This window comes from Sphingopyxis sp. EG6 (assembly GCF_003609815.1).
In the GTDB taxonomy this organism is placed as follows: domain Bacteria; phylum Pseudomonadota; class Alphaproteobacteria; order Sphingomonadales; family Sphingomonadaceae; genus Sphingopyxis.
In genome coordinates this window covers 3008644-3033724 of the sequence record NZ_AP017603.1, presented here as the reverse complement: position 1 = coordinate 3033724, position 25081 = coordinate 3008644, and the positions used below count along the sequence as shown (strand labels likewise).

The following is a 25081-nucleotide window of genomic DNA, read 5'->3' as shown; positions in this document are numbered from 1 at the left end:
TACCGCGGCATCCGCCACCGACAGGATTGTTCGATGCTCGACGCCTTTCCGCCGCTCCACATCCTGCTGACCAAGGGACCGTTCGTGTTCGCCTTCGACTTTGGGCGCTACCTGGTCGCGGCGGCAGTGGTCGCGGCGATTGTCTGGGGACTGCGCCGCACCCCGCTTCGCACGCGCAAGATCCAGACGCGCGAGGCGACTCGGGCCGATCAGCGCCGCGAATTCGCGCAGTCGGTCCAGACGGTGGGGGTCTATACATTGGTGTCGGCGTTCATCATCTGGGGCGTCGACACCGGGGTGCTGCACCGGTTCGAGGGCAGCTATGGCTGGGCGGGTGATCTGGCGCTGCTCGCGGTGCTGATCGTTGCCCACGACGCCTATTTCTATTGGGTCCACCGCGCGATGCACCATCCCAGATTGTTCAAGATCTTTCACCGCGCGCATCACCGCTCGATCACTCCGACGCCTTGGGCAGCATATAGCTTCGCCATTCCCGAAGCCTTTGTGATGATCGCCTTCGTGCCGATCTGGCTGGCCTTCGTCGCGACCCCGGTGTGGGTGATGCTGACCTGGATATCGTTTCAGATCATCCGCAACGCGATGGGGCATGCGGGGTTCGAGCTGCACCCGCGCTGGTGGCTATCGACGCCGCTGACCCGCTGGATCAACACGACGACGCACCACGACCTGCACCACAGCGGCGGCTTCAACCGCAATTACGGGCTCTACTTCACCTGGTGGGACCGGATGATGGGGACCGAGCATCCCGATTATGTGGAGCGTTTTCACGCCGTCGTGTCCGGGCCAACGACGCAGCCGATGGCGAGCGACGAGCGCGCCGCCGCCGTCTGAGGCCAGCCGCTTTCGCGCTTGTCAGCGAAACCGGCTGTCCTATACATCGCGACCATGAACGATTTTCGACCCCTGTCCGCCGACTATAGCGTCGCCCCGCAGATCAGCATCGAGGATGTCGCCGCGGCAAAGGCGGCGGGCTTTGCGATGATCGTTAACAACCGGCCCGACGGCGAGGAACCCGCTGCGCCGCAAGGCGGCGACATCGCCGAGGCCGCCGCCGCTGAAGGGCTCGCCTATGCCGCGATCCCGGTGGGCCATGCGGGGTTCAGCCATCCGCAGCTCGATGCGCTCGACGCGGTGCTGGCGGGGGCGACGGGGCCGGTGCTCGCTTATTGTCGGTCGGGGACGCGATCGACCCATCTTTGGGCGCTGGCGCGCGCGCGGGCGGGCGAGGATGTCGATGCGATTTGCGCGGCCGCGGCGGGCGCGGGGTACGACCTGGCGGGGCTGCGCCCGATGCTGGATGCGCTGGCGGGCGAGCGGTGACGCTGGCCGAGCTGATCCAGCTTGGCGGCTCGGTGGTCGCGGTGCTGCTTGTGGTGTGGCTGGTGGGCAAGATGGGGCTCGGCGCCGATCCGCGGATCGAGGATGATGCGCATGCAATTCGCCTCGCCGAAGAGGCCGAGGTAGGATTTGGCGGGATCGAAGTCGCGCGCGACCGGGCGGGTTTTGCCGCGATCGTCCGCAATGCCGAGGGGCGGCAGATGCTGGTGCGCGCGCATGGCAATCATTTTGCCGCGCGGCCGATCGACGGACAGGTGATCGGACGGCTCGACAAGGATTTCCTGACCCTGACGATGCCCGAACGGACGTTCGGCGCGGTGACTTTGCACCTCGGCAAGGATGCCGGGATGTGGGCGGCGCGGATGCGGGAGCTGCGCTGTGGATAAGCTGCCCGATCCGGTCACCTATGCGATTCCGGCCTTCATCCTGCTGCTGATTGCCGAAATGATCGTATCGCGCCGCGCCGACAAAAGCCGGTACGAGGCACGCGATACGCTGAACTCTCTGATGCTGGGCACGGGGAGCCAGGTCGCGAGCGCGCTCGTCGGCGGGATCGTGGTCGCGCTGGCGGTGTGGCTGCACCAGTTCCGCCTGTTCGACATCGGCATCGACTTCAAGGGCTGGTGGTGGGCGTGGATCCTCTGCTTCGTCCTCGATGACCTCGCCTATTATGTCTTTCACCGCAGCGCGCACCGGGTGCGCTGGTTCTGGGCGAGCCATGTCATTCACCACAGCTCGCAGCATTATAATCTGTCGACGGCGCTCAGGCAGACCTGGACGGGTTTCATCAGCATTGCGTTCATTTTCCGCCTGCCCTTGTTCATGATCGGTTTTCCGCCGGCGATGGTGTTCTTCTGCGCGGGGCTCAACCTGATCTATCAGTTCTGGATCCATACCGAGGCGATCAAGCGGCTGCCCAAATGGTTCGAGGCGGTGATGAACACCCCGTCGCACCACCGCGTCCATCACGGCGTGAACCCGCGCTATCTCGACGCCAATTATGCGGGCGTGTTCATCATCTGGGACAAGATGTTCGGCAGTTTCGTTGCCGAGCGCGATGACGAACCGGTGCGATACGGGATCGTCAAACAGCTCGGCAGCTTCAATATATTGTGGGCCGCGGTGCATGAGTGGGTCGGGATTGCCAAGGATGTGTGGGCGGCGCCGTGGCGGCACAAGCTCAGCTATCTGTGGCGCGAGCCCGGCTGGAGCCACGACGGCAGCCGCGCGACGAGCGCGATGATCAAGGAACGCTGGGCGGCGGGGCGGCCTGAGGAACCTGTAGAGTAATGTTGTCGCCCCCGGGAAGGCGGGGGCCGCTGGAGGTTTACGCCTTCCTCGCCGACCAAAGCCGATCGCGGCCCCCGCCTTCGCGGGGGCGACGTATGGGCTTGCCACACCGCTTAATGACATTCATGTAAGTCGCGATTGACCACCGAACCGGTGGCGAGGGGAGCGGCGGATATGGATCAGTTCGACATCATCGTCATCGGCGGCGGCAGCGCGGGGAGCGCGGCGGCGGGGCGGCTCGCCGAGGACGGGACGCGCAGCGTGTGCCTGATCGAGGCGGGCGGGACCAATGATGATGTGCGGGTCAAGACGCCAGGGTTCATGTCCTTCATCCCCGAAAAGTCGAATTATCGCTATGACACGCTGCCGCAAAAGGGGCTGAACGGGCGGATCGGGTACCAGCCGCGCGGGCGCGGGCTGGGCGGGTCGAGCGCGATCAACGCGATGGTCTATATCCGCGGCCACGCGTTCGACTACGACCAGTGGGCGGCGCTTGGCGCGACCGGGTGGAGCTATGCCGACGTGCTGCCGTACTTCAAGCGCAGCGAGGGTAATGAGCGCGGCGGCGACGAGCATCACGGGCACGACGGACCGCTGAATGTGATGGACCAGCGCTGGCCGAATGTGACGAGCCGCCGCTTCATCGAAAGCGCCGCAGCGCTGCAACTGCCGCGGACCGGCGACTTCAACGGGCCAAACAATGAAGGCTTTGGCCTGTATCAGGTGACGCAGAAAGCGGGCGAACGCTGGTCAGCAGCACGCGCCTATGTCGAGCCGCTGCGCGGCCGCGCCAATTTCGACATCCGCACCGGCGCGCTGGTCGAGAAGATCGTCGTCGAGGATGGCCGCGCGGCGGGCGTCGTGATTCGGCGCGGATCGCAGCGCGAAACGCTGCGCGCGCGCGGCGGGGTTGTCCTGTCGGCGGGGGCGTTCGGCAGCCCGCAGATCTTGATGCTCTCGGGGATCGGCCCCGCCGCGCACCTGGCGCAGCAGGGGATCGCGGTAACGCTCGACCGCGCCGCGGTCGGCGACAATCTGCAGGACCATATCGACTATGTGTCGAGCTGGGAAACGCGTTCGACCGACCCGCTCGGCAACAGCCTGGGCGGCACCTGGCGGATGGTGAAGGCGATCTTCGAGCACCGCACCAAACGCACCGGCATCATGACGACCTGTTTTGCGGAGGCGGGGGGCTTCTGGAAATCGCGTCCCGACCTGCCCGCGCCCGACATCCAATATCACTTTGTGCCCGCGATGCTCGAGGATCACGGGCGGACCAAGGTCAAGGGGCATGGCTTTTCGTGCCACGCCTGTGTGCTGCGCCCCGAAAGCCGCGGCACGGTCCGGCTGGCATCGCCTGACGCCGCGGCGGCCCCCGCGATTGATCCGGGCTTCCTGACCGACGGGCGCGACATGGCGACGCTCAGGGCCGGGGTGCGGATGATGCACCGCATCGTCGCGGCGCCGCCGCTGGCCGATTATGCCGGGGTTGATCGCCATCCGGTCGACCTGGACGACGACGCGGCGCTCGACGCGCTGATCCGCAGCCGCGCCGACACGGTCTATCACCCGGTGGGGACATGCCGGATGGGCAGCGACGGCGATGCGGTGGTCGATCCGACGCTGAAACTCAACGGCATCGACGGGCTGTGGGTGGCGGACGCCAGCATCATGCCGCGGCTGGTCAGCGGCAACACCAACGCGCCGAGCATCATGATCGGCGAGCGCGCGGCTGATTTTGTGAAGGCGGCGTTGACCTGATTCCCCTCCCCGAAAGGGAGGGGTTAGGGGTGGGTCGCCGCAGGCGCACTCTCATGCTTGAAGGGAGCAGCGAGGCTATACCTCGCAACCCACCCCCAGCCCCTCCCTTTCAGCGAGGGGAGCTTAAATCAAGCACGCCTCTGCCAGCACCCGTCCCTTCCCCGTGAGCCCGTACAGACTCGTCGGGGGCCGCATATCGATCACCTCGCGCCGCACGAGCCCCTGCTCGCTGAGCGCCGCCAGCCCCTGCGACAGCGCGCGCGGGGTCGCGGGGGTGAGCAGCCGCGACAGCGCGTTGAAGCGGTCGTGACCCGCACCAATCCCGGCGACTAGCGGCAGGCTCCAGCGTGTCGTGGCGCCGCGGGGCAGGCCGATCGCGCCTTGCGCCGCAGCGATCGTCGCCGCGCGCGCCGCGGCGGCCTTGCCTGCTTCGGTCAGGATATATTCGGGTCGCAGCGGGTGGCCGTGGCCGGGGTTGCGCTGGACCCAGCCCTGCGCGGCGGCGGCATTCAACGTCCGTGTCAGGCTGTCGCGGGATAGTTCCAACCGGTGCAGCAGCTCGACAAAGCGCGCGCCGCGATGCGCCGCCAGATCGGCGAGCAATGGCACCAGCCAGCGGTGGCTGCCGAGCTGGAGCAGGAGCGGATCGGGCGCGCTTGACGGCATTTGCCAGTAACTATACAAACCAGACTATAGGCGCAAGCGCCTTGGCTGTGGGAGGAACGACATGACACTCGAATTCGGATCCGAACTCACCTGTTCGATGGGGGTGACCGACATGACCGCGGCGATCGCCTGGTACGAGCGCGTAATGCACTGCAGGCTGCTCTACCGCGCCGACGAGATCGGCTGGTGCGAGCTCGCGACGCCGATGGCAGGGGTCAATATCGGCCTTAGCCAGGTCGAGAGCGTCGTGCAGGGCGGCGGCGCGACCAATGTGTTCGAGGTCGCTGACATCGACGCTGCCAAAGCGCATCTCGATGCCGAAGGCGTGCGGCAGGACGGCGATATCCAGCATATCCCGGGGCTGGTCAAACTGATCACCTTCTATGACCCCGACGGCAACGCTTTCATGTTTTCGCGCTCGGAGGCGGCGGCATGACGGCGCGCTGGGTCGTTGCGGCGCTGCTGCCGATCGCGGCCCCCGCTGCGGCCGAGGATCCGGCATCTTCGTTGGCCGCATGGCACGGAAGCTGGAGCGGTGAGGGAACCGCGTTCGGAAAAGCGGCGACCGCGACGCTGATCATCAAGGCGACGCCCGATGGCGAAGCGACGGCGCTCGCCTATCGGCTGGCGGTGCCCGGAACGCCGCCGATCGATTACGTGGCGGAAGCGATTTACCGCGTCGATGCCAATAGCCGGGTGCGCGGCGGCTGGACCGACGGCAGCGGTCGGACGCGGCCGATCGGGGGACGGGTTGCCGGGTCCGAATGGCACAATCATTGGGGCAGTGCCGACGTCGAGATTGGCCGCTCGACCTATGTGCTGGAAACACCCGATCAGATGATTGTCACCGATTCGGTTCTAAAAGATGACGGCAGCTGGCGCGTGTTCGCGACGCTTCGCTTTCAGCGAACCCCTTGAAAACCGCCACGTTCTGGCGAACTCCATAGTACGGGCAAAAAAAGAGGGCCGGGACTTGCGTCCCGGCCCAGCCTTTCAGGCTCTCCCCTCCTGAAACTGTTGACGCAATGAATGCCATATTAATGTCATGTTGGGAAGGCCTAAATTTGCGGCAAGCCTGCCTATTTATTGTGCAGCGCAGCGTGCAGCAAAAAGGGGGTCGGTTCGTTGCCGAACCGACCCCCTTTTTTGCGTCCGATAGCGCTCAGAACGTCTTGCGCGCAGTGATGCCAAATGTGCGCGGCTGACCGACCGTATAGCCGAGCCGGGCCCGTCCGCCGCGCTCGCGATCGAACGACAGCAGCGCGTTTTCGTCGAACAGATTGTTGACGTACGCGATCAGCGACAGGCCGCCCTCGAAGTCGACCCCGGCGCTCAGATTGACCAACTGATAATCGGGCAATTGCAGGTCGACCGTCGTCGACGACCCCGCCGGTGCACCGCCGAACGGCAAGCCGTGGACGAAGGTCCGCGGGTTGTTTTCCTGATCGGCGGGCTGGGTGTAGCGGGTGCCAACATGTTGGAAGGATGCCGCAACATACATGTTCGCGGCATCGCCGATCGGCCATTCATAGCTGCCCGACGCCGATAGCTGGAATTTCGGCACCGACGGCAGGCGATTGCCTTCGCGAATCCCCGTCGCGGTCGCGAGGACGCCGGGCAGGGTGGTGTCGAATTCGGCCTCGATCAGGCTGCCCGACAGGTTGAAATCGAGCCCGTCGGCGGGCGACAGGCCGAGTTCGAATTCGACCCCCATCGAATGCGCCTTGTCGACGTTGAACACGATGCGCGACGAACAGCTGCCGGCATCGAGCGTGACCTGCAGATTCTTGATGTCGTTGTAGAAGCCCGCGGCGTTGAAGGTGAAGCCGCGACCCTGCGACTTGATCCCCAGCTCGTAGTTCCACAGCGTTTCGTCGTCATAGTCCTGGAACCCGCCGAACAGCGCCGCGTCGGCGGGGGTGCAGAGCGGAAGGTTGAGCGGATCATTGACCCCGCCAAGGCGGAAGCCCTTCGACGCCTGCGCGTTGACCGTCACGCTGTCGCTGAGGTCGTAGGACAAGAGGAAGCGAGGGGTGAAACCGCTCGACTTGGTGCTGTCGGTGCGGTTGTCGCCATTGGCGAACAGCCCGCCCGATTTGAAGCTGCGCGTTTCCTTGAAGTCGTAATAGCGCCCGCCCGCGGTCGCCGTGAACGCATCGCTGAGGTCAAAGCTGACCTCGCCGAACAGCGCGAACTGCTTGATGTCATAGGGCAGCAAGGCGTTGTACGGCGAGTTTGCGGCAAAGCCGTTCGCGACCGCCGCCGACGTTCCGGCACCGAGCACCGCGTCGGTCACCGCGTCATAACCGGGGGTAGGCAGCGTCTGGCTATAGACGCGGTCGACCTTTGAATAGAAGGCGCCGAGCACCCACTGGAACGGGCTGTCATTGTCCGACGCGATGCGCACTTCCTGCGACCAGGTTTCAAGGTCGGTGGTGTCGACCAGGTTCGACGGCAGCAGGACACCGGCGGCCGGGAAGCCGAGATCGACCGACACCGACCCGGTGAGCGCGCTTGCGTCGCGGCTGACCAATATGTCGCGGTTGATATAGCTAGTGACCGAGGTCAGCTTGGCGCCGCCCAGCCCGACGTTGAGGTTGAGGTCGGCGATCAGCGTTTCGTCCTCGAACCCTTCGCGCAGCAACAGATATTGCTCGCGCTCGTCGAAGGTCACCTGCGGCCGCGTCGTCGTGAAGCGGTTGCCGTACAGATTATAGATGTCCTGGCGATTGAAGCCGTCGGCGGTGACCTTTTGATACACCACGCGCGGGGTGATCGAAAAATTGTCGCTGGGCTCGAACGTCAGCGCGAGCCGGCCGCCGTAGCGCTCGCCGCTGTTGACGTCATCGCCGCCCGCCGGGCCGATCGCGTTGATGAAACCGCCATAGCGCGTGTAATAGCCGACCGCGCGCAGCGCCGCGGTGTCGCCCATCGGCACATTGACCGCGCCCTTCAAATGGCCGCCGAAGTCGTCGCCGTCGACAAGGTTGAGGTTCGCCTCGACGCTGCCCTCCATCACCCCGATCTTGGGTTGATTGGTGATGTAGCGGATGGTGCCGCCGACCGAACCCGATCCGAACAAGGTGCCCTGCGGCCCGCGCAGCGTTTCGACACGGTTGAGGTCGTAAAGGTCGATGTCGGGGGTGAACAGCGAGAGCGAGATGACGCTTTCGTCGAGATAGACGCCGACCTGTTCCTTGACCCCCGGCTGGTCGCGCACGACCTGCCCCGCCGAGACGCCGCGCACCGACACCTGGCTCTGGCCGGGGCCGAGGTTCTGCACCGACAGGCCGGCGACGTTGCGGGACAGGTCTTCCAGCGTCACCGCGCCCGATTTCTGGATGTCTTCGGCGGTCTGGGCGTTGATCGAGAAGGGAATGTCCTGAAGATTGGCGTCGCGCTTGGTCGCGGTGACGATGATGATGTTGCTGTCGTCTTCGGCAGCGCCGGCCTCCTGTGCGAGGGCGGGCGTGGCAATGGGCACCAGCGCGAGCGTCGAAAGCCCGGCCAGCAGCATAGTGCGAGCATGCATGGTGATATCCTCTCTGTACTGCGCGCGGCTATGTTGCCGCGTCGCGAGGCAAGAGGTGCGCCTCTTGCCGCAAATTCGCAATGGTCCGCGAACCCCCGCGCAACAAAATTACCGAGGGCTGTTGCGCGGCGGCCACAGTAGTAGAATGCAAGCTTGGGGCGTCCGCACCCAAAAAATGGCCGGGGATAAACCCCGGCCAGTGGTTCGCAGGAGGAACCTGGTGAGGATCCCGCCGCCGCCGTTTGAAAGGAGAGAGAGACGTGCGGCGACGGGTATCCTGTCTCGTCAATAATTATAGGCGCGCTCGCCATGCTCGCCGAGGTCGAGGCCTTCGCGTTCGACCTCTGCCGCGACGCGTCCGCCGGTAACGGCCTTGGCGATATAGAAGGCGATGGCCGAACCGACGGCGGACCAGAGGACGGCGACGCCGACCGATTTGATCTGGATCCACAGCTGGCTGCCAAGGACATAATCGTCGCCTGCCGGACCGCCGAGCGCGGGCAGCATCGTGACCGCGGTCAGCACCGACCCGATCAGGCCGCCGACGCCATGGATGCCGAACACGTCGAGCGAATCGTCAAAGCCGAGCTTGGCCTTCAGCTTCATCACGACGATGCAGCAGACGACACCCGCGACGGCGCCGAGCAGGATCGCGCCGAACGGGCCCGAATTGCCCGCCGCCGGGGTAACCGCGACCAGGCCGGCGATCGCCCCCGAACAGGCACCGAGCAGCGACCCCTTGTGGCCGAGGGCGCGTTCGGTGAGCATCCAGAACAGCACGCCGGCGGCGGTGGCGGTAAAGGTGTTGATCAGCGCCAGACCCGCCGACCCATTGGCTTCGAGCGCCGAGCCGGCGTTGAAGCCGAACCAGCCCACCCACAGGAGACCGGTACCGATCAGCGTCATGGTCAGCGAGTGCGGTGCCATGATGTCCTTCTGATAGCCATTGCGCTTGCCGATGATCAGGCAGCCGACCAGCGCCGCGACGCCCGCGTTGATGTGGACGACGGTGCCGCCGGCAAAGTCGAGCGCGCCCCAGCCAAAGATCAGGCCGGTGGCTTCGTCGGTGCCGCCCAGATACCAGACCATGTGCGCGATCGGGTAATAGACGATCGACAGCCAGACGATCGCAAAGACCATCACCGCCGAAAATTTCATGCGTTCGACGAGTCCGCCGAGCACCAGCGCGACGGTGATCGCCGAAAAGGTCATCTGGAACGCGATGAAGACGAATTCGGGGATGACGACGCCGTCGGTAAAGGTCGCGACGGTCGAATCGGCGGTCACCCCGGCGAGGAACAGCTTGCCCGACGAGATGAACTGGTTGGCGTCGCCGCCAAAGGCCAGGCTGTAGCCGAACATCACCCACATGATCATCGCCAAGCTGGCGACCGCGATGATCTGGGTCAGCACCGACAGCATATTCTTGGTACGGACGAGGCCGCCATAGAAGAGCGCGAGGCCGGGGACGATCATCGCCATGACCAGCACGGTCGCGGTGATCATCCATGCGGTGTCGCCCTTGTCGGGCGTCGGCGCGGCGGCTTCGGCGACCGCAGGCGCGGCTTCCTGCGCCCAGGCGGGCAGCGCGGCGAACAGCGAGAGGCCCATGGCCCCGGCGCCCGCCGCAAATTTATTTGCGAACGTCATACTTTCCCCCTTTGTCATCACAGTGCCGCCTCGCCGGTCTCGCCGGTGCGGATGCGCACCGCCTGACCCACGTCGAGAACGAAAATCTTGCCGTCGCCGATCGACCCGGTGCCGGCGCTTTGCTGGAGCGTTTCGACCACCCGCGGCGCAAGCGCGTCATCGCAGACGAGCTCGATCTTCACCTTCGGCACCATGTTCGTGGCGTATTCGGCGCCGCGATAGATTTCGGTCTGCCCCTTTTGCCGACCGAACCCCTTGACCTCGGTCACGGTCATGCCGGCGATACCCAAGCCGGTGAGCGCTTCGCGCACCTCGTCGAGCTTGAATGGTTTAATGATTGCCAGGATCAGCTTCATGATGCCCCCTTTTGCCCAATAGCATCATGTTGCAGTGCAACAGCCGTGCCAGATTACGCACGGCGCGGAAAAGTTAACATTTTGTGACGGGTTTTCTGCGATCAGACGAATAATCGGTCGTTTACTGGGCAGGTGAGGCAGGGGTTTGCCTAAAATTTAGGCATTGTGCGACGATAGTTCACGTCTTGGCAATGACAGCCCCAGACCGAAGATAGCCCCTCAAACATCGTCATCCCGGGCCCTTCGACAAGCTCAGGACAGGCTTGATCCGGGATCCATGATTTCGGCGCTGCGATGGATTCCGGATCAAGTCCGGGATGACGAGGGTCTGGTAGCGACCGGTTGCGGACATCGATCCTCCCTGTCGCGCAGCGATGGGGAGGTGGCAGCGCGAAGCGCTGACGGAGGGGCTCTCGCGCAACGTCGCCGCCCCTCCACCATCGCCTACGGCGACGGTCCCCCTCCCCATGGCTTCGCCACAGGGAGGATCCATAGCATCGTCATCCCGGCGAAGGGTGTTCAGAGGCACGTGACTCTGAAACACGATCTCGCCGGTGCGGTAAACCGAGAGGGTGAGACCTCGGCCTTCGCCGGGGTGACGACAAAAAATTGACCGTCCGCTCCCATCCCAAAGCAGCAATCCAAAGCCGTCGGCTTTACCCCGCCGCCCTGAACTGCGCCCAGATCGGCAGATGGTCCGACGCGCGCGCGGCGAGCGCGCTGCGATGCACCCCGGCGTCGACCGCTTCCAGATCGGGCGAGGCGAAGATGCGGTCGAGCCGCGCCACCGGGCGGCGGCTGTGGAAGCTGTGGCCGGTGTCGACCAGCCGGTGGCGCTCGCCGAAATCATGCAGGCAGCCGCCCGTCGCGCGCCATTCGTTGCAGTCGCCCATCAGGATCGTCGGCAGATCTTCGCCCTCCGCGACATGGTTCAGGATCGCGCGCGCCTGATGGCGGCGGCGCAGCCCCGAAATGTCGAGGTGCATGCCGACCACCCGCAACCTTGTGCCGCCGATGCGGATCGTCGCCGCAACCGCGCCGCGCGGTTCGAGCGTCGGCAGGTGGAGCGCATGGCTTTCCTCGACCTCCGCGCCCTTGCGGACGAGCAGCGCGTTACCGTGCCAGCCGATGCTGTGCGGGCGATTGTCGAGGGCGACCGCGACATAATCGCTATGCTCGTCCAGCATATGCGGCGGGATCGCGCTGGCGCGAGTGCCGAAACGGCGGTCGGCTTCTTGCAACGCCACAATGTCGGCGTCGAGCTCGCCGAGCACCGCCAGCACCCGCCCGGGATCGCGGCGCCGGTCGAGCCCGATGCCCTTGCGCATATTGTAACTGGCAACTTTGATCATGGTCTCAGCGGTCTAGCGCTCCAGCCGCCAAGCCGTTCCCCGGATCCTCAAATTCCGCCAGCAACGCGCGCGCTTCGTCGAGGTCCTCGTCGAGCACCATGATCCGCACCGGGATCATCAGGCCGACGCTTTCGGCGATATTCATCCCGGCGTCGAAACACACCGCATGCACCCCGGCGCTTTCGATCCGCCCGCGCAGCAGCTCGGCCTCGGCGCCGTTCGGAATGCGGACGAGTTCGACCAGCGGCATCAGGCGGTCTCGCCCTCGATGAAGCGGTCGGTCGGACGCGTCGGCAGGCCGTCGATGCTTTTGGTGCGGCCGAGCGTCTTTTCGACCCACAGCGCGCGATCGGCCTGGCGATGGTATTTTTGCAGCGTGTCGCGCTCCTGTTGCAGCTCCATCATCGGCACCCCCCAGCCACAGCTGGTCTGGACGCTTTCCACATCGATCACGAAAATCTGGCGGGTGCCGGGCAGCAGGGTGAAATGTGCCGCAAGCGCGTCCCATTCATCGTCCTGCGGCAACACCGGACGGCCGCGGCCATAGATGCGCAGGATCAGCGCGCTGCGATCAAAGGCGCAGAACATGATCGTGATGCGCCCGTCGGCGGCGAGGTGCGCGTGAGTTTCGTTGCCCGACCCGGCAAGGTCGAGATAGGCAACCTGATTTTCCGACAGCACGCGGAAACTGTCGGCATAGCCCTTGGGCGACAGGTTGATCCGCGCGTCGGCAGCGGCGGTCGCGGTGAAATAAACCGGCTGTTTTTCGATGAAAGCGATATGTTTGTCGGTCAGCGTATCGGTGAATTCGGCCATGGCTCGTCTCCGTGTCGGCGCCGTCCTATCACCAATTCTTGCCCTCTTCTATCGCGGCTTCCTCCTCGGGCCGGGTCGTACGACCCAGTGCGTCATTGCGGTGCGGAAAGCGGCCGAACCGGTCGATGATATCGAAATGCTTTTGCGCATAATCATGAAAGACCGGATCGGCGAGCTGGTTCATCAGCCGCAGCGATTCGCGCTGGTCGTCGATGTCTTCGCTATGCTCGAAGGGCAGATAAGCGAACTGGCGCCGCTCGTCGGACCATTGCTGATCCCATCCATTGGCCACAATCCCACGCGCGATGGCGCGGGCGAGGGAATCGGTGGCAAAGGCGTCGGCGTGGTCGCGATAGATGTTGCGCGGCACCTGGTCGAACAGGATCGCCGCGGCGAGCGCGGTGTCGGGGTCGGCAAGGAAGGTTTCGGCGGGCTGCGAACGGAGCGCTGTGTGCCATTCCTCGGCCAGGTCGCGCACTTCGGCATCGAAATCGGGGCCGCCGCCGTACCAGTCGTCCATCCCATGCGCGTTGAACCAGAAGGCGAGGAGTTGTTGCGGCCAGTCGGCGGGCGGGGTGGAATTACTTTGCGTCACGCGCCGTCAAATCCTCAGCTAGAGACATTCGCCATCCCGGCGCAGGGTGTTGGGAGTCACGTGCCTCCCAACACCCCGCGCCGGGATGACGATGACAGGTGGAGCGACTATTCGCCCTTCACGCGCCGATACGGCACAAATTTGCCGAGCGAGACAAAGCCGCTGTACATGTTGCTGCTGCGATCGTGCAATTGGACCGCGTCGATGCTGCACAGCTGGCTGCCCGACAATCTGGTGACTAATATATCGTCGTCGTCGAGCGATGACGCCCCGCCTTCCGGCCGGTTGACCCACAGCGTGCTGCCGACGCGATAGACGATCGCGGTCTTGTCGATCACCTGGCTGCTGCGCGCCATCGACAGCGGGATGCAATTTTGCGGTTCGCCCGCGACGCGGCCTTCGAGCAGCTTGGCCAGCTGATCTTCGGGCGCGAGCCGCTCGCGCGCGCTGGCTGTCGCGGGGATTGCGGCGAGCGCGGCAGCGGCCAAAATCATCGGAATGTGCAGACGCATGGTTCGACTCCTGTCTTCAACATATCCTACCCGCCGCCGCCCTACGCCAACGCGCGTGAACAGGGGCTGACCGGCGCGGATCAGCACGCCCCGTCGGGCAACGGGATGCCGAGCGGACCTTTGCATTTCTTCTTCTTCGCGGGCTCGGCAGGGGTGCTGCTGCTGCCCGACCCGCCCATGCCGCCGAAATCGGCACCGACCATCAGCATGGTGTGCGACCGAAAGCGCACCTTGGCGGTCCAGTCGATGTTCCATACCGCATTGCCCGCGGGCTTGGGCGGATAGGAGAAATTGGCCTCGGGGCCAAAGGCATTGAGGTTGCCGATCATCATCTCCCCCGAAGCCTTCTTGACCTCGGCGGGGATCGCGCAGCTCGTCTGTGCGGGCGGCATCACGACCTTCTTCGCCACCAGTCCCGCGACCGTCGCGGGCGGCAGCCAGTCCCACAGTCCGCCGCCGAACTCGCGTGCGTTGCTGCTCGTCCACCACACCATGTCGCCCCCCGCGCTGCCGCGGTCCATGCCGCCGAACGCCCAGGCGACATAGCCGGTGGCGGGAACCAGCTGGTTCCAGCGGATCATCACCGATCCGTCGCCCTGCATCGTCGTCGAAGCATTCAGCCCGGGCATATAATCCTGCGCGAGGGTGAAGTTGATCTCGGGCCCGACGTTGCCCGCGATCCGGTGCGCGCCGAGCAGCGAGGATCCCGACGATGGTTGTTTCGACGATTTGCTGTTCGGCCAGCTGGCGTAGGATTTGCCGTTCGACGCCATCACCTCGCGGATGCGCGGGACGGTGGTGGTGAACAGGTTGGGCGGCATCTGCCCCGCGGCGACCTTGGCGAAATCGATGATCACCGGCTGCCCCGGCCCGGCCTTGGCGCCGCAGCCCCAGAACAGCAGCAGGCGGCCCTTGGGACGCTCAAAATCCTTCGGCATTTCATTGCCATCCTCGCGCTCGCGCGGCTTGCCGGGTTCGGGGCCGAGCAGCGGCACCGACTTGCCCAGCTTGGCCTGCGGCAGGAAGAAATGATCGGCCTTGACCGGGGGCGCGGTCGGCGTCTGGTTCGACCCCAGCCGCAGCTCCAGCGTGTGCGCGACCTTGCCGTCGGGGCCGCCGCCGAACATCATCCCCATCATGTTGCCGACCCCGCGTCCGCCCGCCGCCATCGCGGCAAAGCCCGACGCGGTTGCGACGTCCATTTCATAGCGCTCGACGGGGCCGGTGGTCTTTTGCGCCGAACCCGGCACGGCGGCGAGCATCGCGGCAATGGCGGCGACGGAAACGAAACGCAGACTCGAACGCATGAATATCCTCCCTGTTGCCGGGGAAGACCCGGCGGACAATGCGGCCCGATTTCTTTTCTGTTTGAAGGGACTATAGGCGCGCAAAAGCGGCCCGCCAAGTGAGGTGCGTCACACCTAACAAATCCTCCCCCTTGATGGGGGAGGCAGCGAGACTTGCCAGCCTGCTGGCTAGTCGCCGCGGTGGGGGTGCTCTCGCGTCCTGAAACAGGGGGCGAATGGACGCGCCTTCACCCTCATCCAACTCCGCCTAATCGCTTCGCGATGAGGCTCCGTATCCTTCTGCCATCAAGGGAGAAGGAATTTACGCCGTCCCGCCGACGGTCAGCCCGTTCACGAGCAAGGTCGGCTGGCCGACGCCCGCGGGGACGCTCTGGCCGCCCTTGCCGCAGATGCCGATGCCTTCGTCGATCGCCATGTCGTTGCCGATGCCCATCACCTTGGTCAGCACGCTCGGCCCGTCGCCGATCAGGGTCGCACCCTTGATCGAATCGCCCAGCTTCCCATTCTCGACCTTATACGCCTCGGTACAGCTGAAGACGAATTTGCCCGACACGATGTCGACCTGGCCGCCGCCGAAGCTCTTGGCGAAAATGCCGTTCTTGACGCGGCTGAGCAGTTCGGCGGGATCGTCGTTGCCGCCGCGCATGAAGGTGTTGGTCATCCGCGGCATCGGCGCGTGGGCAAAGCTCTCGCGCCGCCCGTTGCCGGTCGGTTCGACCCCCATAAGGCGGGCGTTGAGGCGGTCCTGCATATAGCCCTTCAAAATGCCGTCCTCGATCAGCACCGTCTCCCCGGTCGGGGTGCCTTCATCATCGATGCTGAGCGACCCGCGACGACCGCCGCCGACGGGGCTCTCCATCGCGCCGTCGTCGACCACGGTGACGCCGGGCGCCGCGACGCGCTCGCCGATGCGGCCCGAAAAGGCGCTGGTGCCCTTACGGTTGAAATCACCTTCAAGGCCGTGGCCGACCGCCTCGTGGAGCAGCACGCCGGGCCAGCCGGGGCCGAGCAACACGGTAAACTCGCCCGCAGGGGCGTCGACGGCGCGCAGGTTTACCAGCGCCTGTGCCAGCGCCTCGTCGATCGCGCGGTTCCACAGCGCGGGCTCGAACAGATGGTCGTACATGTAACGCCCACCGAGCCCGAAAACCCCGCTCTCTCGGCGGCCATTTTCCTCGACCACGATCGAGACGTTGAGGCGGACGAGCGGGCGGATGTCGGTCGCGAGGAACCCGTCGGCGCGAACGATTTCGACCACCGACCAGCTGCCCGCTAGGCTGACCGACACCTGCGCGATGCGCGGGTCGCGCGCGCGCGCGGCGGCGTCGATTTCCTGGCACAGCGCGACCTTCTTCGCGAAGGGGATCAGGTCGAGCGGGTTTGCTTCGTCATAGAGATGGCGGTTGGTGCGCGGCGGCGGCGCAGCGTGCGGCTGGCTGGCGGGGTCGAGCAGCGCCAGCGTTTCGGCGGCGCGGCGGATCGCCCCGGCGCTGATGTCGCTGGCATGGGCAAAGCCCGTCATCTCGCCCGACACCGCACGCAGGCCAAACCCGGCGTCGGTCGAATAATCGGCGGTCTTCAGCCGCCCGTCGTCGAACCCGAAGCTCTCGGTCGCGCGATATTGCAGGTAAAGCTCGCCGTCGTCGGCCTTGGCGAGCGCTTCGCGCGCGAGCGCCTGTGCCAGATCGGGGTCGAGCGCGTCGGCACGGTAGAGGAAGCGGCGGGGGTCGGAGAGACTGGTCATGCGGCCGATATAGGCATGGCGCGTCGCGCGCGCAAACCGCCGTCAGAGATAATTGACGGTGAGCGTGAACGTGCCGCTGTAATCGCCCGCGGGCTGGTTTGCCGGGACCGTGAGGGTGCCGCCGATATAATAGGTCTGCACCCCGCTGGGCAGCAGCGTTGCGCCCAGCAGCGCGATGCCGCCGCCGCTGGTACTGGCGGCGCGCACCAGGCTGGCGGTCATGTTGGGCGCGCCGCCGCCGACCCGCGCCAGCGTCACCGACGTGCTGCCCGATACGGTGATCAGGAAAATCCCCCCGGTTCCCTGGAATGTGGCGCGCTGCGCAGTGGTGCCGACGAGCGTCACGCCGCCGCCCGAGGTTCGCGCATTGGTGACCGGGTTGACGGTGACGGTACCGCCGGTCGGGCCGCTGACCAGCGTCCCGAAGTTCAGATCGTCGGTCTTGATCAGCGTGTTGGGGCGCACGATCGCCGCATTGGCGGTGACGTTGGTGTCAGCCGCCTGTACGGGCGCGCACGACATGGCTGCCGCAATGGCGGCGGCAATGGTCAGGGCGCGTGCGCCATCCCGACAGTTTCTGGTCCCTCGAATCCCCACAGATTCTGCTCCTGTCTGGCACATTTATGCCAGCGGGACGTGAGTGGTTGATGCACGGGCGTGGTAAAGCGGCTGTTTACACCTGCGCGCGCCGGTCGCGCGCCGCGCCGCTTGAGTCCCGTCGGCGACCCCGCCGATGCCTAAGCTTTATCGGCGACCCCGCCGATCAGGATGAAGCGCCGGTCGCAATAGCCGCAGTCGGCGAACCCCGCGTCGGGGTCGATTTCCAGCCACACGCGCGGGTGGCCGAGCGCGGCGTTGGCAAGGCCGTCGCCGGTGCCGTCGCAGGCGATGCGGGTTTTCGGGGTGCGGATGGTTTCGGGCGCGGGCTGGGTCATCGATCGCGCCCATAGCAAGCGCGCGGGGCGGGAGCAATCGGGGTCTGCGCCGTCGAACGACCGGCAGGGGACATGCGGCACCGGCCAATATTCTTGCGAATACAGGTGGTCATCCGGTGCCGCTTCTTCCCCCACAGAAGCTCTAGAGATAGTTGAGTGTGACCGTGAACGTCCCGCTGTAGTCGCCGGGCGCCTGGTTGGCGCCGACTTCCAGCGTCGCGCCGATTGGAAAGTTGTAGTTGCCGAGCGCCGACGTGATCCGGAACCGCGTCGGCGATGTCGACAGGATCGCGGTCGGGGTGCTGCCGATTTCAAAGGTGCGGGCGCGCATGCGCACCCCCGGTCCGGTCAGCCAGATCGTGTTCGACCCCAGCGAAATATTGACCTGGCGGTTGACCGTGCCGAGCCCGGCAAAACGCGCCGGTTCGCCGCCGTTACCGGCCAGCGTGACGCCGCCGGTGCGGCTGCGCGACCCGTCGGGCGCCAGCGTCACCGTTCCCGCGACGTTCGACGGAATGATGTCGCCAAAGCTGAGGTCGTTGACCTTGAAGAAGGATAGGGGGCGCAGCACGATGGCTTCGCTTTGCGCCTGCGCCGTTTGCTGGGCATGGGCCGGCGCCGCAATGGCCGGGGCCATCAGCAGCGCGCAAGCGGCGATGCCGCGCAGCATGAACTGCGGGTTTTGGGTGTGTCTGGTCCTCACAACATTGGTCCTAGCGGCGATTATCCAACATAGCGTTAACGCCGCGCCCACGAAAAGCGGCGGCAGCGATGAAGGCTTTTACAGGCCGGGGTGCGCGGCTATGGAAGCGGCCATGACCGAAGCCGCCATCCGCATCGACGCCGTCTCCAAAACCTATGCCGGCGGCAAGCAGGCGCTCGACAATGTCAGCTTCGACGTCCCGCGCGGCCAGATTTTCGGGCTTTTGGGGCCGAACGGGGCGGGCAAGTCGACTTTGATCAATATCCTGGCGGGGCTGGTCAACAAGACGAGTGGCAGCGCGAGCATCTGGGGCTTCGACATCGACGCCGATCCCAGAAACGCCAAATATTCGATCGGCATCGTGCCGCAGGAAATCGTCTTCGATCCGTTTTTTACGCCGTTCGAGACGCTCGAGAATCAGGCCGGCCTGTACGGCGTGCCCAGGGCGAAGCGGATTTCGGACGCGCTGCTCGCCGCGGTGCATCTGACCGACAAGCGCGATGCCTATGCGCGCACGCTGTCGGGGGCATGAAGCGCCGCCTGCTCGTCGCCAAGGCGATGGTGCATTCGCCGCCGATCATCGTGCTCGACGAGCCGACCGCGGGGGTCGATATCGAACTGCGCCAGCAGCTCTGGGAATATGTGCAGTCCTTGAACGACCGCGGCGTCACCGTGGTGCTGACGACGCACTATCTGGAGGAAGCCGAGGAGCTGTGCGACCGCATCGCGATCATCAACCATGGCAAGCTGATCGCGAACAAGCCGACCCGCGAGCTGGTCGACATGGCGCGCGAGAAGATCGTCGTGGTGACGCTCGACCAGGATATCGTCCAACTGCCGTCGCATCCCGCCTTCGACAAGGTGGAGCGCGAGGGCGAGCGCGGGCTCGCGATCAGCTACAACAAGGACCGCATGAACGCGGGCGAGGTGCTCGCCGCAGTCAATGCGATGGGCCATGGCATCGTCGACGTCTCGACCCGCGAGGCCGATCTCGAGGACGTCTTCCTCAACCTGACGCGCGCGGCGAATGCCTAGCCTCTCTTTTCCGTTCGCATCGAGCGAAGTCGAGATGCCCTTCGGAATGGCGCGAGGCAGCGGGGTGTCTCGACTTCGCTCGACACGAACGGAATTTTGATGGCCGCTGATTCTTCACACGACGTCATCATCGTCGGCTCGGGCGCTGCCGGGCTCACCGCCGCGATCGCGCTCGCCGATCATTGTCGCGTGCTCGTGCTCGCGAAAGGCGAGCTCACCGGCGGGTCGACCGCCTGGGCGCAAGGCGGGATCGCCGCGGTGCTCGATGCCGGCGACACCTTCGAGAATCATATCGAGGACACGATGGTCGCGGGCGCCGGGCTCAACCGGCGCGAGACGGTCGAGTTCGTCGTCGAGAACGCCCCCGCGTCGATCGAGCGGCTCGTCGAGATGGGGGTGCCGTTCAACAAGGACAGCGACGCGCTGCACCTGACGCGCGAGGGCGGGCATTCGCACCGCCGCATCGTCCATGTTGACGACGCGACCGGCTGGGCGGTGCAGGCGGCATTATTGAAGACCGCCGAGGCGCATCCGAATATCACCCTGCTGCCGGGGCAAGCGTGCATCGACCTGATCACCGGCCGCCACGAGGAGCGCTATTCGGGCTCGGGCCGCGTCTGGGGCGTCTATGCGCTCGATGAAAAAACCGGGAAGGTCCACGCCCATGTCGGTCGCGCGACGATCCTCGCGAGCGGCGGCGCGGGGCGCGTCTATCAATTCTCTACGGCACCGCGGGGCGCCACCGGCGACGGCATCGCGATGGCCTGGCGCGCGGGATGCCGCGTGTCGAACATGGAAATGATGCAGTTCCACCCGACCTGCCTCTACAATCTCGACGTCAAGAATTTCCTGATCACCGAGGCGGTGCGCGGCGAGGGCGGTATCCTCAAGCATCCCGTCACCGGCCATCGTTACATGCCCGATTATGACGCCCGCGCCGAACTCGCGCCGCGCGATATCGTCGCGCGCGCCAACGACGACCAGATCAAGCGCTTCGGGCTCGATTATGTCCACTTGGACATCAGCCACCTCGACCGCGATTTCGTCGCCGGGCATTTTCCGAACATCTACGACAAGCTGCTGACGCTGGGCATCGACATGACCAAGCAGCCGATCCCGGTGGTGCCCGCGCAGCATTATACCTGCGGCGGCATCCTGATAGACCTCGCCGGCCGCACCGACCTGCCGGGGCTGTATGCCGCGGGCGAATGCACCGAAAGTGGCCTGCACGGCGCTAATCGCCTCGCATCGAATAGCCTGCTTGAATGTTTCGTGTTCGGCGAGGCGGCGGTCAAGGACATCATCGCGCGCTGGGACCAGCTCGAGCCGCCGCCCGCGATCCGCCCGTGGGACGAAAGCCGCGTCACTGATTCCGATGAAGAGGTGATCATCAAGCAGAACTGGACCGAAATCCGCCGCTTCATGTGGAATTATGTCGGCATTGTGCGCACCACCAAAAGGCTGGAGCGCGCGCAGCATCGCATCCGCCTGCTGACCGGCGAGGTCGAGGATTATTACGGCCACTTCCGCGTCACCACCGACCTGATCGAACTCCGCAACCTGCTCCAATGCGCCGAGCTCATCGTGCGCAGCGCGCTCCACCGCAAGGAAAGCCGCGGGCTGCATTACACGCTGGATTATCCGGCGATGCTTGCGGAGGCGGTTGATACGGTGCTGGTGCCGTAAAAAGAATTATCTCACACAAAGACACAAAGACACAAAGGCACAAAGAAGGGTTGGGATGAGCTCCGAAACCGAAGCGCTCGCGACAATTGCAGTGGATTGCGGGTTTCGGCTGCACCGCGACTTGGGACCGGGTCTGCTCGAATCTGTTTATGAAGCGATCCTTGCCGATCAACTAACCCGAAAGGGGCTGTTTGTAGAGCGCCAACGACCGATCCCGATACATTATGACGGAATCGAACTCGCCGAAGGGTTTCGCGCGGACCTGTTGTTGAATGGCAAGCTGCTGATCGAACTAAAATCTGTTGAACGGCTTTCGCCACTTCATCAAAAACAAGTCCTGACCTACCTTCGCCTTCTCGATTTGCCTCTAGGGCTCTTAATGAATTTTGGCGGTGCCACCTTCAAAGAGGGTGTCTGCCGGATCGCCAACGGTAATTTGGCCCGCTGATCTTCTTCGTGGCTTTGTGTCTTTGTGTGAGATAATTTTCTACCCACCTATCCCCAACAACCGCCCGACCAGAATCAACACAATCGCCCCGATCACCGACGCGAAACATCCCGCGCGGTGGAATTCGCCGCGAACGCCGCGCGTCGTCACCAGCCCCGCGAGCAGCGAGCCGCCGATGCCGAGCAGGATCGTCGCGATCCATCCCATCTCGACCGCGCCCGGATAAAGGAAGCGCGCCAGCGCGCCGATGATCAGGCCCGAGATGATCGCGCCGATGATGTTGATCATGTGCCAAACCCTTCATGCAAAAACCGCTCGGCCAGCGCCGCGTGCAGTGCCGCGCCGCGCGCCATCACTTTTTCGTCGAGCACCATATGGTTGCTGTGCAGCCCGCAGCATTGCCGCCAGTCGCTCCCCGCCTCGCTCGCGCCGAGCCAGAACATCGCGCCCGGAACCTTTTCGAGCACGTAGGAGAAATCCTCGGCGCCCATCACCGGATGGTCCATCGTCAGCCAGGCCGCTTCGCCAAAGGTCGCTTCGACGACCGACTGGCCGAAACTCACCGCGCGCGCGTCGCAGACGGTGACGGGGAAGCCCTCGACGATTTCGACCTCGGCGGTGCAGCCATGCGCCTCGGCGATCGCGGGGGCGAGGCGTTTCAGCTCGCGCGCGACCATCGCGCGGCGCTCGGGCGACAGGGTGCGGATCGTGCCCTGCATCTCGGCGGTTTCGGGGATGATATTGTTCGTCGTCCCCGCCGCGATCTTCGCGATCGTCACGACGGCGGGGTCAAAGACCGAGATGCGGCGCGTCACCATCGTCTGGATCGCGGTGAGGATCGCGCAGGCGACGGGGATCGGGTCGACCGCATCGTGCGGCATCGACGCGTGGCCCCCCGCGCCCTTGACCGTGATCGACAGCACGTCGGACGAAGCAAGCAGCGGCCCCGCGCGTCCGGCGAAAATCCCGTGCGGCGCGTTGGGCATGATGTGGAGCGCAAAGGCGGCATCGGGCAACGGATCGATGATCCCGTCATCCAGCATGAAGCGCGCCCCATGATGGCCCTCTTCACCCGGCTGGAACATGAACATCACCGTCCCCGGCAGCCGGTCGCGCGCGGCGCAGAGCAGCTTGGTCGCGCCGACGAGCATCGCAACATGCGTGTCATGTCCGCAGGCATGCATCGCGCCGCTGATCTCCGACGAGAAATCGAGCCCGGTTTCCTCGAGCAGCGGCAACGCATCCATGTCGCCGCGCAGCAGCACGGTCCGCCCGTTCGCCGGCCCACGCAGGATCGCGACCAGCCCGGTGGTCGACGGCCCCTCGCGAAACTCGAGCGGCAGCCCGGCGAGCGCGGTCTTGATCTTCGCCAGCGTCTTGGGGTTTTGCAGCCCGAGTTCAGGCTCGCGGTGGATGGCGCGGCGCAGGTCGACAAGATCGTCGAGCAGCGTTTCGGCCTCGGCGGGCCAGCTACTGGTGGTGGTAAGCGTCATGCGCAGCCTCTCGTTCGCGGTGGTTTGGCGGTACCTTGTCGCCGAGCCACCGCGAAGTCGAGGGGGGGAGCGCACCGCGCCTACGCCAGCGCCGCCGCGCGCCGCTGTTTCCGCCCGGCAACGACGCGCAGTACGATCACCGCCAGGACCAGCACCACCGGCAGCGCGTACCAGCCGCTCACCGGGATGCGTTTGCCGTTGGTGAAGATGAAGCTGAGCGCGACGATCCATACGCCCCACCAGTGGAGGCGGCCCCATGCCTTAGGGCCGAGCGCCTTGACCATGCGGTCGAACGAGGTCGCGGCGAGCAGCGCGATGAAGACATAGGCGGTGCCGCCCGTCGCGATCGATTTGGGGTTCGTCAGCACCCAGAAGGTGCCGGGATCGGTTTTCCACAGCGCGATGATCGCGAGCGCGTGGATGAAGTGCGACATCGCAAAGCCCAGCCCGAGCTGGCGCCGGTTGCGGCGCAGCCAGCGCGTGACGGGGCCGGGCCACAGCTTCACCACCGCCGACGCGGCAAAGGCGGCGAGGAACAGGACGAGCGATGTGCGCGCGGTGGCGCGGATCACCAAGCGAAAGCCTTCGGTGTCCCAACCGATAGCGAAGAGAAAGCCGAGCGACATTGCTGCGAGCGCGCCGGTCAGCGTCCAGAACAACCCCCAGCCTTCGGCCCAGCCCCTGGTCGGCACTGCCGCTCCCGTCGTTATCGCCGTCATCACATCCTCCGATTAAAGCCTAGTGTTGCTAGGTATAACTTGCATACCTAGCGTTGCAAAGCTAAATCGGCGAGCATGTCTGCGGAAATGCTCAAGGGCCATCTCGATGCCGTGCTGCTCGCCACGATCGGCGACGACGCGCTGCACGGTTATGCGATCATCGAGGCGATCCGCGCGCGCAGCGGCGGCCATTTCGACCTGCCCGAAGGCACAATCTATCCGGCGCTGCACCGGCTCGAACTCGCGGGGCTGCTCGCCAGCCGCTGGGTTCAGCCCGATGGCGGGCGCAAACGGCGCGTCTATGCGCTGACCGACAGCGGCCGTCAGTCGCTGATCGAGCGGCGCGCGGGCTGGCAGAGCTTTGCCAGCGGCATCGACCGCGTGCTGGGCGCCCGCGCATGAGCGGCCCGATCGCCACCTATCTCGACGAGCTCGATGATGTGCTGGCGTTCGACCCCGGCCTGTCGCGGCGCGTACGCGCCGAGATCGAATCGCATCTGTGCGACACCGCCGAACAGGTGGGCGAGGCCGATGCGGTGCGGCGCTTTGGCCGCGCGAGCGACATCGCGCGCGCCTATGCCGAGGCGGCGCTGCCCGACCGGTTGCGGCGCTCGTGCGTCGCGGCGGGGCTGCTCGGTGTCGCGACGCTGCTATTGATGCGGCTGCGGACCGTCGTCCTCGACATCCCGGGCGGCGCCGACCCGCTGATCTGGTTCGATCGCGGCGGGCTGGTCGCGGCGCTGGGGTGCATTGGCGCGGCGTGGTGGATGGCATCGCGGCGGCGGATCGCGCTCGTACGCCGCTGGCTGCATTTCGCCGCGGGCAGTCTGGCACTGTCGGTCGGCGCCAGTCTAGTCCGCGCATTTCAGGGCGCGTCGGGCGATTCGGCGCAAGCGCTGATCGTCGGGACGGCGCTGATAGAGCTGCTGTTGCTCGGCGGGCTGATGGCGCAGCTGGCGCGGCTCGACCGCTATGCGCGGCGGCTGGCGCTGTAGAGCTGCACGGCTTCGCAAGAACCGTTCGCCCTGAGCTTGTCGAAGGGCTGTTCTTTTTCGCAATGTCGAAAGGAAGATCGGTGCTTCGACAAGCTCAGCACAAACGGATTTGGGCGTAGCAGGGCTG

At 65.3% G+C, this 25081-nt stretch carries 28 protein-coding genes and 2 pseudogenes; 13 read left to right on the top strand and 17 right to left on the bottom strand.

Translation table 11 applies throughout. From position 1 onward, the window contains the following. Window positions 1-33 precede the first annotated feature (33 nt). The 5 genes from SPYCW_RS14730 to SPYCW_RS14710 all read left to right on the top strand — a co-directional run bounded on the left by SPYCW_RS14730 (window position 34) and on the right by SPYCW_RS14710 (window position 4410). Window positions 34-852, top strand: a complete 819-nt coding sequence (locus tag SPYCW_RS14730; protein WP_120217420.1) for a sterol desaturase family protein — start codon at window positions 34-36, stop codon at window positions 850-852. A 54-nt stretch (window positions 853-906) separates the two neighbouring features. Beyond that, complete coding sequence (locus SPYCW_RS14725) at window positions 907-1341, top strand: TIGR01244 family sulfur transferase (RefSeq protein WP_120217419.1); 435 nt, start codon at window positions 907-909, stop codon at window positions 1339-1341. Next, the gene (locus SPYCW_RS14720) at window positions 1338-1745 is read left to right on the top strand and encodes a hypothetical protein (protein WP_120217418.1); all 408 of its coding nucleotides are present in this window, start codon (window positions 1338-1340) and stop codon (window positions 1743-1745) included. The genes SPYCW_RS14725 and SPYCW_RS14720 overlap by 4 nt, the downstream gene beginning before the upstream one ends. Next, entirely contained in the window at window positions 1738-2649 is a 912-nt protein-coding gene (locus tag SPYCW_RS14715; protein ID WP_120217417.1) for a sterol desaturase family protein, read from the top strand. The genes SPYCW_RS14720 and SPYCW_RS14715 overlap by 8 nt, the downstream gene beginning before the upstream one ends. Window positions 2650-2823: 174 nt before the next feature. After that, window positions 2824-4410, top strand: coding sequence for a GMC family oxidoreductase (locus SPYCW_RS14710; RefSeq protein WP_120217416.1), 1587 nt, complete (start codon window positions 2824-2826; stop codon window positions 4408-4410). Between the two features lie 123 nt (window positions 4411-4533). Here the strand turns inward: SPYCW_RS14710 and SPYCW_RS14705 are convergent, their stop codons facing one another. Further along, window positions 4534-5076, bottom strand: coding sequence for a winged helix-turn-helix transcriptional regulator (locus SPYCW_RS14705; RefSeq protein WP_120217415.1), 543 nt, complete (start codon window positions 5074-5076; stop codon window positions 4534-4536). A gap of 61 nt (window positions 5077-5137) precedes the next feature. Here SPYCW_RS14705 and SPYCW_RS14700 point away from each other — a divergent pair, with 61 nt between their 5' ends. Continuing rightward, window positions 5138-5512, top strand: a complete 375-nt coding sequence (locus SPYCW_RS14700) for a VOC family protein (RefSeq protein WP_120217414.1) — start codon at window positions 5138-5140, stop codon at window positions 5510-5512. Beyond that, window positions 5509-5994, top strand: a complete 486-nt coding sequence (locus SPYCW_RS14695; protein WP_120217413.1) for a hypothetical protein — start codon at window positions 5509-5511, stop codon at window positions 5992-5994. Before SPYCW_RS14700 ends, SPYCW_RS14695 begins: the two co-directional genes overlap by 4 nt. A 244-nt stretch (window positions 5995-6238) precedes the next feature. Here the strand turns inward: SPYCW_RS14695 and SPYCW_RS14690 are convergent, their stop codons facing one another. The 13 genes from SPYCW_RS14690 to SPYCW_RS14630 form a co-directional block, all read right to left on the bottom strand. Continuing rightward, window positions 6239-8608, bottom strand: a complete 2370-nt coding sequence (locus SPYCW_RS14690; protein WP_120217412.1) for a TonB-dependent receptor — start codon at window positions 8606-8608, stop codon at window positions 6239-6241. Window positions 8609-8893: 285 nt separating this feature from the next. After that, the gene (locus tag SPYCW_RS14685; protein WP_120217411.1) at window positions 8894-10258 is read right to left on the bottom strand and encodes an ammonium transporter; all 1365 of its coding nucleotides are present in this window, start codon (window positions 10256-10258) and stop codon (window positions 8894-8896) included. 17 nt (window positions 10259-10275) lie between these two features. Next, on the bottom strand, window positions 10276-10614 hold the full coding sequence (locus SPYCW_RS14680) for a P-II family nitrogen regulator (protein WP_003043080.1): 339 nt from the start codon (window positions 10612-10614) through the stop codon (window positions 10276-10278). Window positions 10615-11270: 656 nt separating this feature from the next. Next, the gene (locus tag SPYCW_RS14675) at window positions 11271-11966 is read right to left on the bottom strand and encodes an endonuclease/exonuclease/phosphatase family protein (protein WP_120217410.1); all 696 of its coding nucleotides are present in this window, start codon (window positions 11964-11966) and stop codon (window positions 11271-11273) included. 4 nt (window positions 11967-11970) lie between these two features. Further along, on the bottom strand, window positions 11971-12216 hold the full coding sequence (locus tag SPYCW_RS14670) for a putative signal transducing protein (RefSeq protein ID WP_120217409.1): 246 nt from the start codon (window positions 12214-12216) through the stop codon (window positions 11971-11973). After that, window positions 12216-12782, bottom strand: coding sequence for a pyridoxamine 5'-phosphate oxidase family protein (locus SPYCW_RS14665; RefSeq protein ID WP_120217408.1), 567 nt, complete (start codon window positions 12780-12782; stop codon window positions 12216-12218). Before SPYCW_RS14665 ends, SPYCW_RS14670 begins: the two co-directional genes overlap by 1 nt. A 28-nt stretch (window positions 12783-12810) precedes the next feature. Further along, complete coding sequence (locus SPYCW_RS14660; protein ID WP_232014728.1) at window positions 12811-13377, bottom strand: DUF924 family protein; 567 nt, start codon at window positions 13375-13377, stop codon at window positions 12811-12813. Between the two features lie 107 nt (window positions 13378-13484). Further along, window positions 13485-13889, bottom strand: a complete 405-nt coding sequence (locus SPYCW_RS14655) for a hypothetical protein (RefSeq protein WP_120217407.1) — start codon at window positions 13887-13889, stop codon at window positions 13485-13487. Window positions 13890-13969: 80 nt separating this feature from the next. Beyond that, entirely contained in the window at window positions 13970-15196 is a 1227-nt protein-coding gene (locus SPYCW_RS14650; RefSeq protein WP_120217406.1) for a hypothetical protein, read from the bottom strand. Between the two features lie 301 nt (window positions 15197-15497). Continuing rightward, a complete protein-coding gene (gene tldD / locus SPYCW_RS14645; RefSeq protein WP_120217405.1) occupies window positions 15498-16940 on the bottom strand; it encodes a metalloprotease TldD in 1443 nt (480 codons plus the stop codon). Window positions 16941-16982: 42 nt separating this feature from the next. Continuing rightward, window positions 16983-17462: a DUF4402 domain-containing protein gene (locus SPYCW_RS14640; protein WP_172595513.1), complete on the bottom strand. Its 480-nt coding sequence runs from the start codon at window positions 17460-17462 to the stop codon at window positions 16983-16985. A gap of 215 nt (window positions 17463-17677) precedes the next feature. Further along, a complete protein-coding gene (locus SPYCW_RS14635; RefSeq protein ID WP_120217403.1) occupies window positions 17678-17875 on the bottom strand; it encodes a zinc-finger domain-containing protein in 198 nt (65 codons plus the stop codon). Window positions 17876-18017: 142 nt separating this feature from the next. Continuing rightward, entirely contained in the window at window positions 18018-18578 is a 561-nt protein-coding gene (locus tag SPYCW_RS14630) for a DUF4402 domain-containing protein (RefSeq protein ID WP_232014727.1), read from the bottom strand. Between SPYCW_RS14630 and SPYCW_RS19470 the strand changes: the two are divergent. The 4 genes and pseudogenes from SPYCW_RS19470 to SPYCW_RS14615 form a co-directional block, all read left to right on the top strand. Continuing rightward, window positions 18499-19044: pseudogene (locus tag SPYCW_RS19470) on the top strand (ATP-binding cassette domain-containing protein); the annotation flags it as partial. The gene SPYCW_RS14630 and the pseudogene SPYCW_RS19470 overlap by 80 nt on opposite strands. Further along, window positions 18930-19613: pseudogene (locus SPYCW_RS14625) on the top strand (hypothetical protein); the annotation flags it as partial. The pseudogenes SPYCW_RS19470 and SPYCW_RS14625, both read left to right, overlap by 115 nt. 99 nt (window positions 19614-19712) lie before the next feature. Further along, window positions 19713-21299: an L-aspartate oxidase gene (gene nadB / locus SPYCW_RS14620; protein ID WP_120217401.1), complete on the top strand. Its 1587-nt coding sequence runs from the start codon at window positions 19713-19715 to the stop codon at window positions 21297-21299. 55 nt (window positions 21300-21354) lie between these two features. Then, window positions 21355-21747: a GxxExxY protein gene (locus SPYCW_RS14615; protein WP_120217400.1), complete on the top strand. Its 393-nt coding sequence runs from the start codon at window positions 21355-21357 to the stop codon at window positions 21745-21747. 39 nt (window positions 21748-21786) lie between these two features. Here the strand turns inward: SPYCW_RS14615 and SPYCW_RS14610 are convergent, their stop codons facing one another. From SPYCW_RS14610 to SPYCW_RS14600, 3 genes are all read right to left on the bottom strand, one after another. Then, a complete protein-coding gene (locus SPYCW_RS14610; RefSeq protein WP_120217399.1) occupies window positions 21787-22035 on the bottom strand; it encodes a GlsB/YeaQ/YmgE family stress response membrane protein in 249 nt (82 codons plus the stop codon). Continuing rightward, the gene (locus tag SPYCW_RS14605) at window positions 22032-23240 is read right to left on the bottom strand and encodes a M20 metallopeptidase family protein (protein ID WP_120217398.1); all 1209 of its coding nucleotides are present in this window, start codon (window positions 23238-23240) and stop codon (window positions 22032-22034) included. The genes SPYCW_RS14610 and SPYCW_RS14605 overlap by 4 nt, the downstream gene beginning before the upstream one ends. Before the next feature lie 80 nt (window positions 23241-23320). Further along, window positions 23321-23959, bottom strand: coding sequence for a ferric reductase-like transmembrane domain-containing protein (locus SPYCW_RS14600; RefSeq protein WP_120217397.1), 639 nt, complete (start codon window positions 23957-23959; stop codon window positions 23321-23323). Between the two features lie 75 nt (window positions 23960-24034). Between SPYCW_RS14600 and SPYCW_RS14595 the strand changes: the two genes are divergently transcribed. Beyond that, on the top strand, window positions 24035-24361 hold the full coding sequence (locus SPYCW_RS14595; protein WP_120217396.1) for a PadR family transcriptional regulator: 327 nt from the start codon (window positions 24035-24037) through the stop codon (window positions 24359-24361). Then, window positions 24358-24954, top strand: coding sequence for a hypothetical protein (locus tag SPYCW_RS14590; protein WP_120217395.1), 597 nt, complete (start codon window positions 24358-24360; stop codon window positions 24952-24954). The genes SPYCW_RS14595 and SPYCW_RS14590 overlap by 4 nt, the downstream gene beginning before the upstream one ends. Window positions 24955-25081 lie beyond the last annotated feature (127 nt).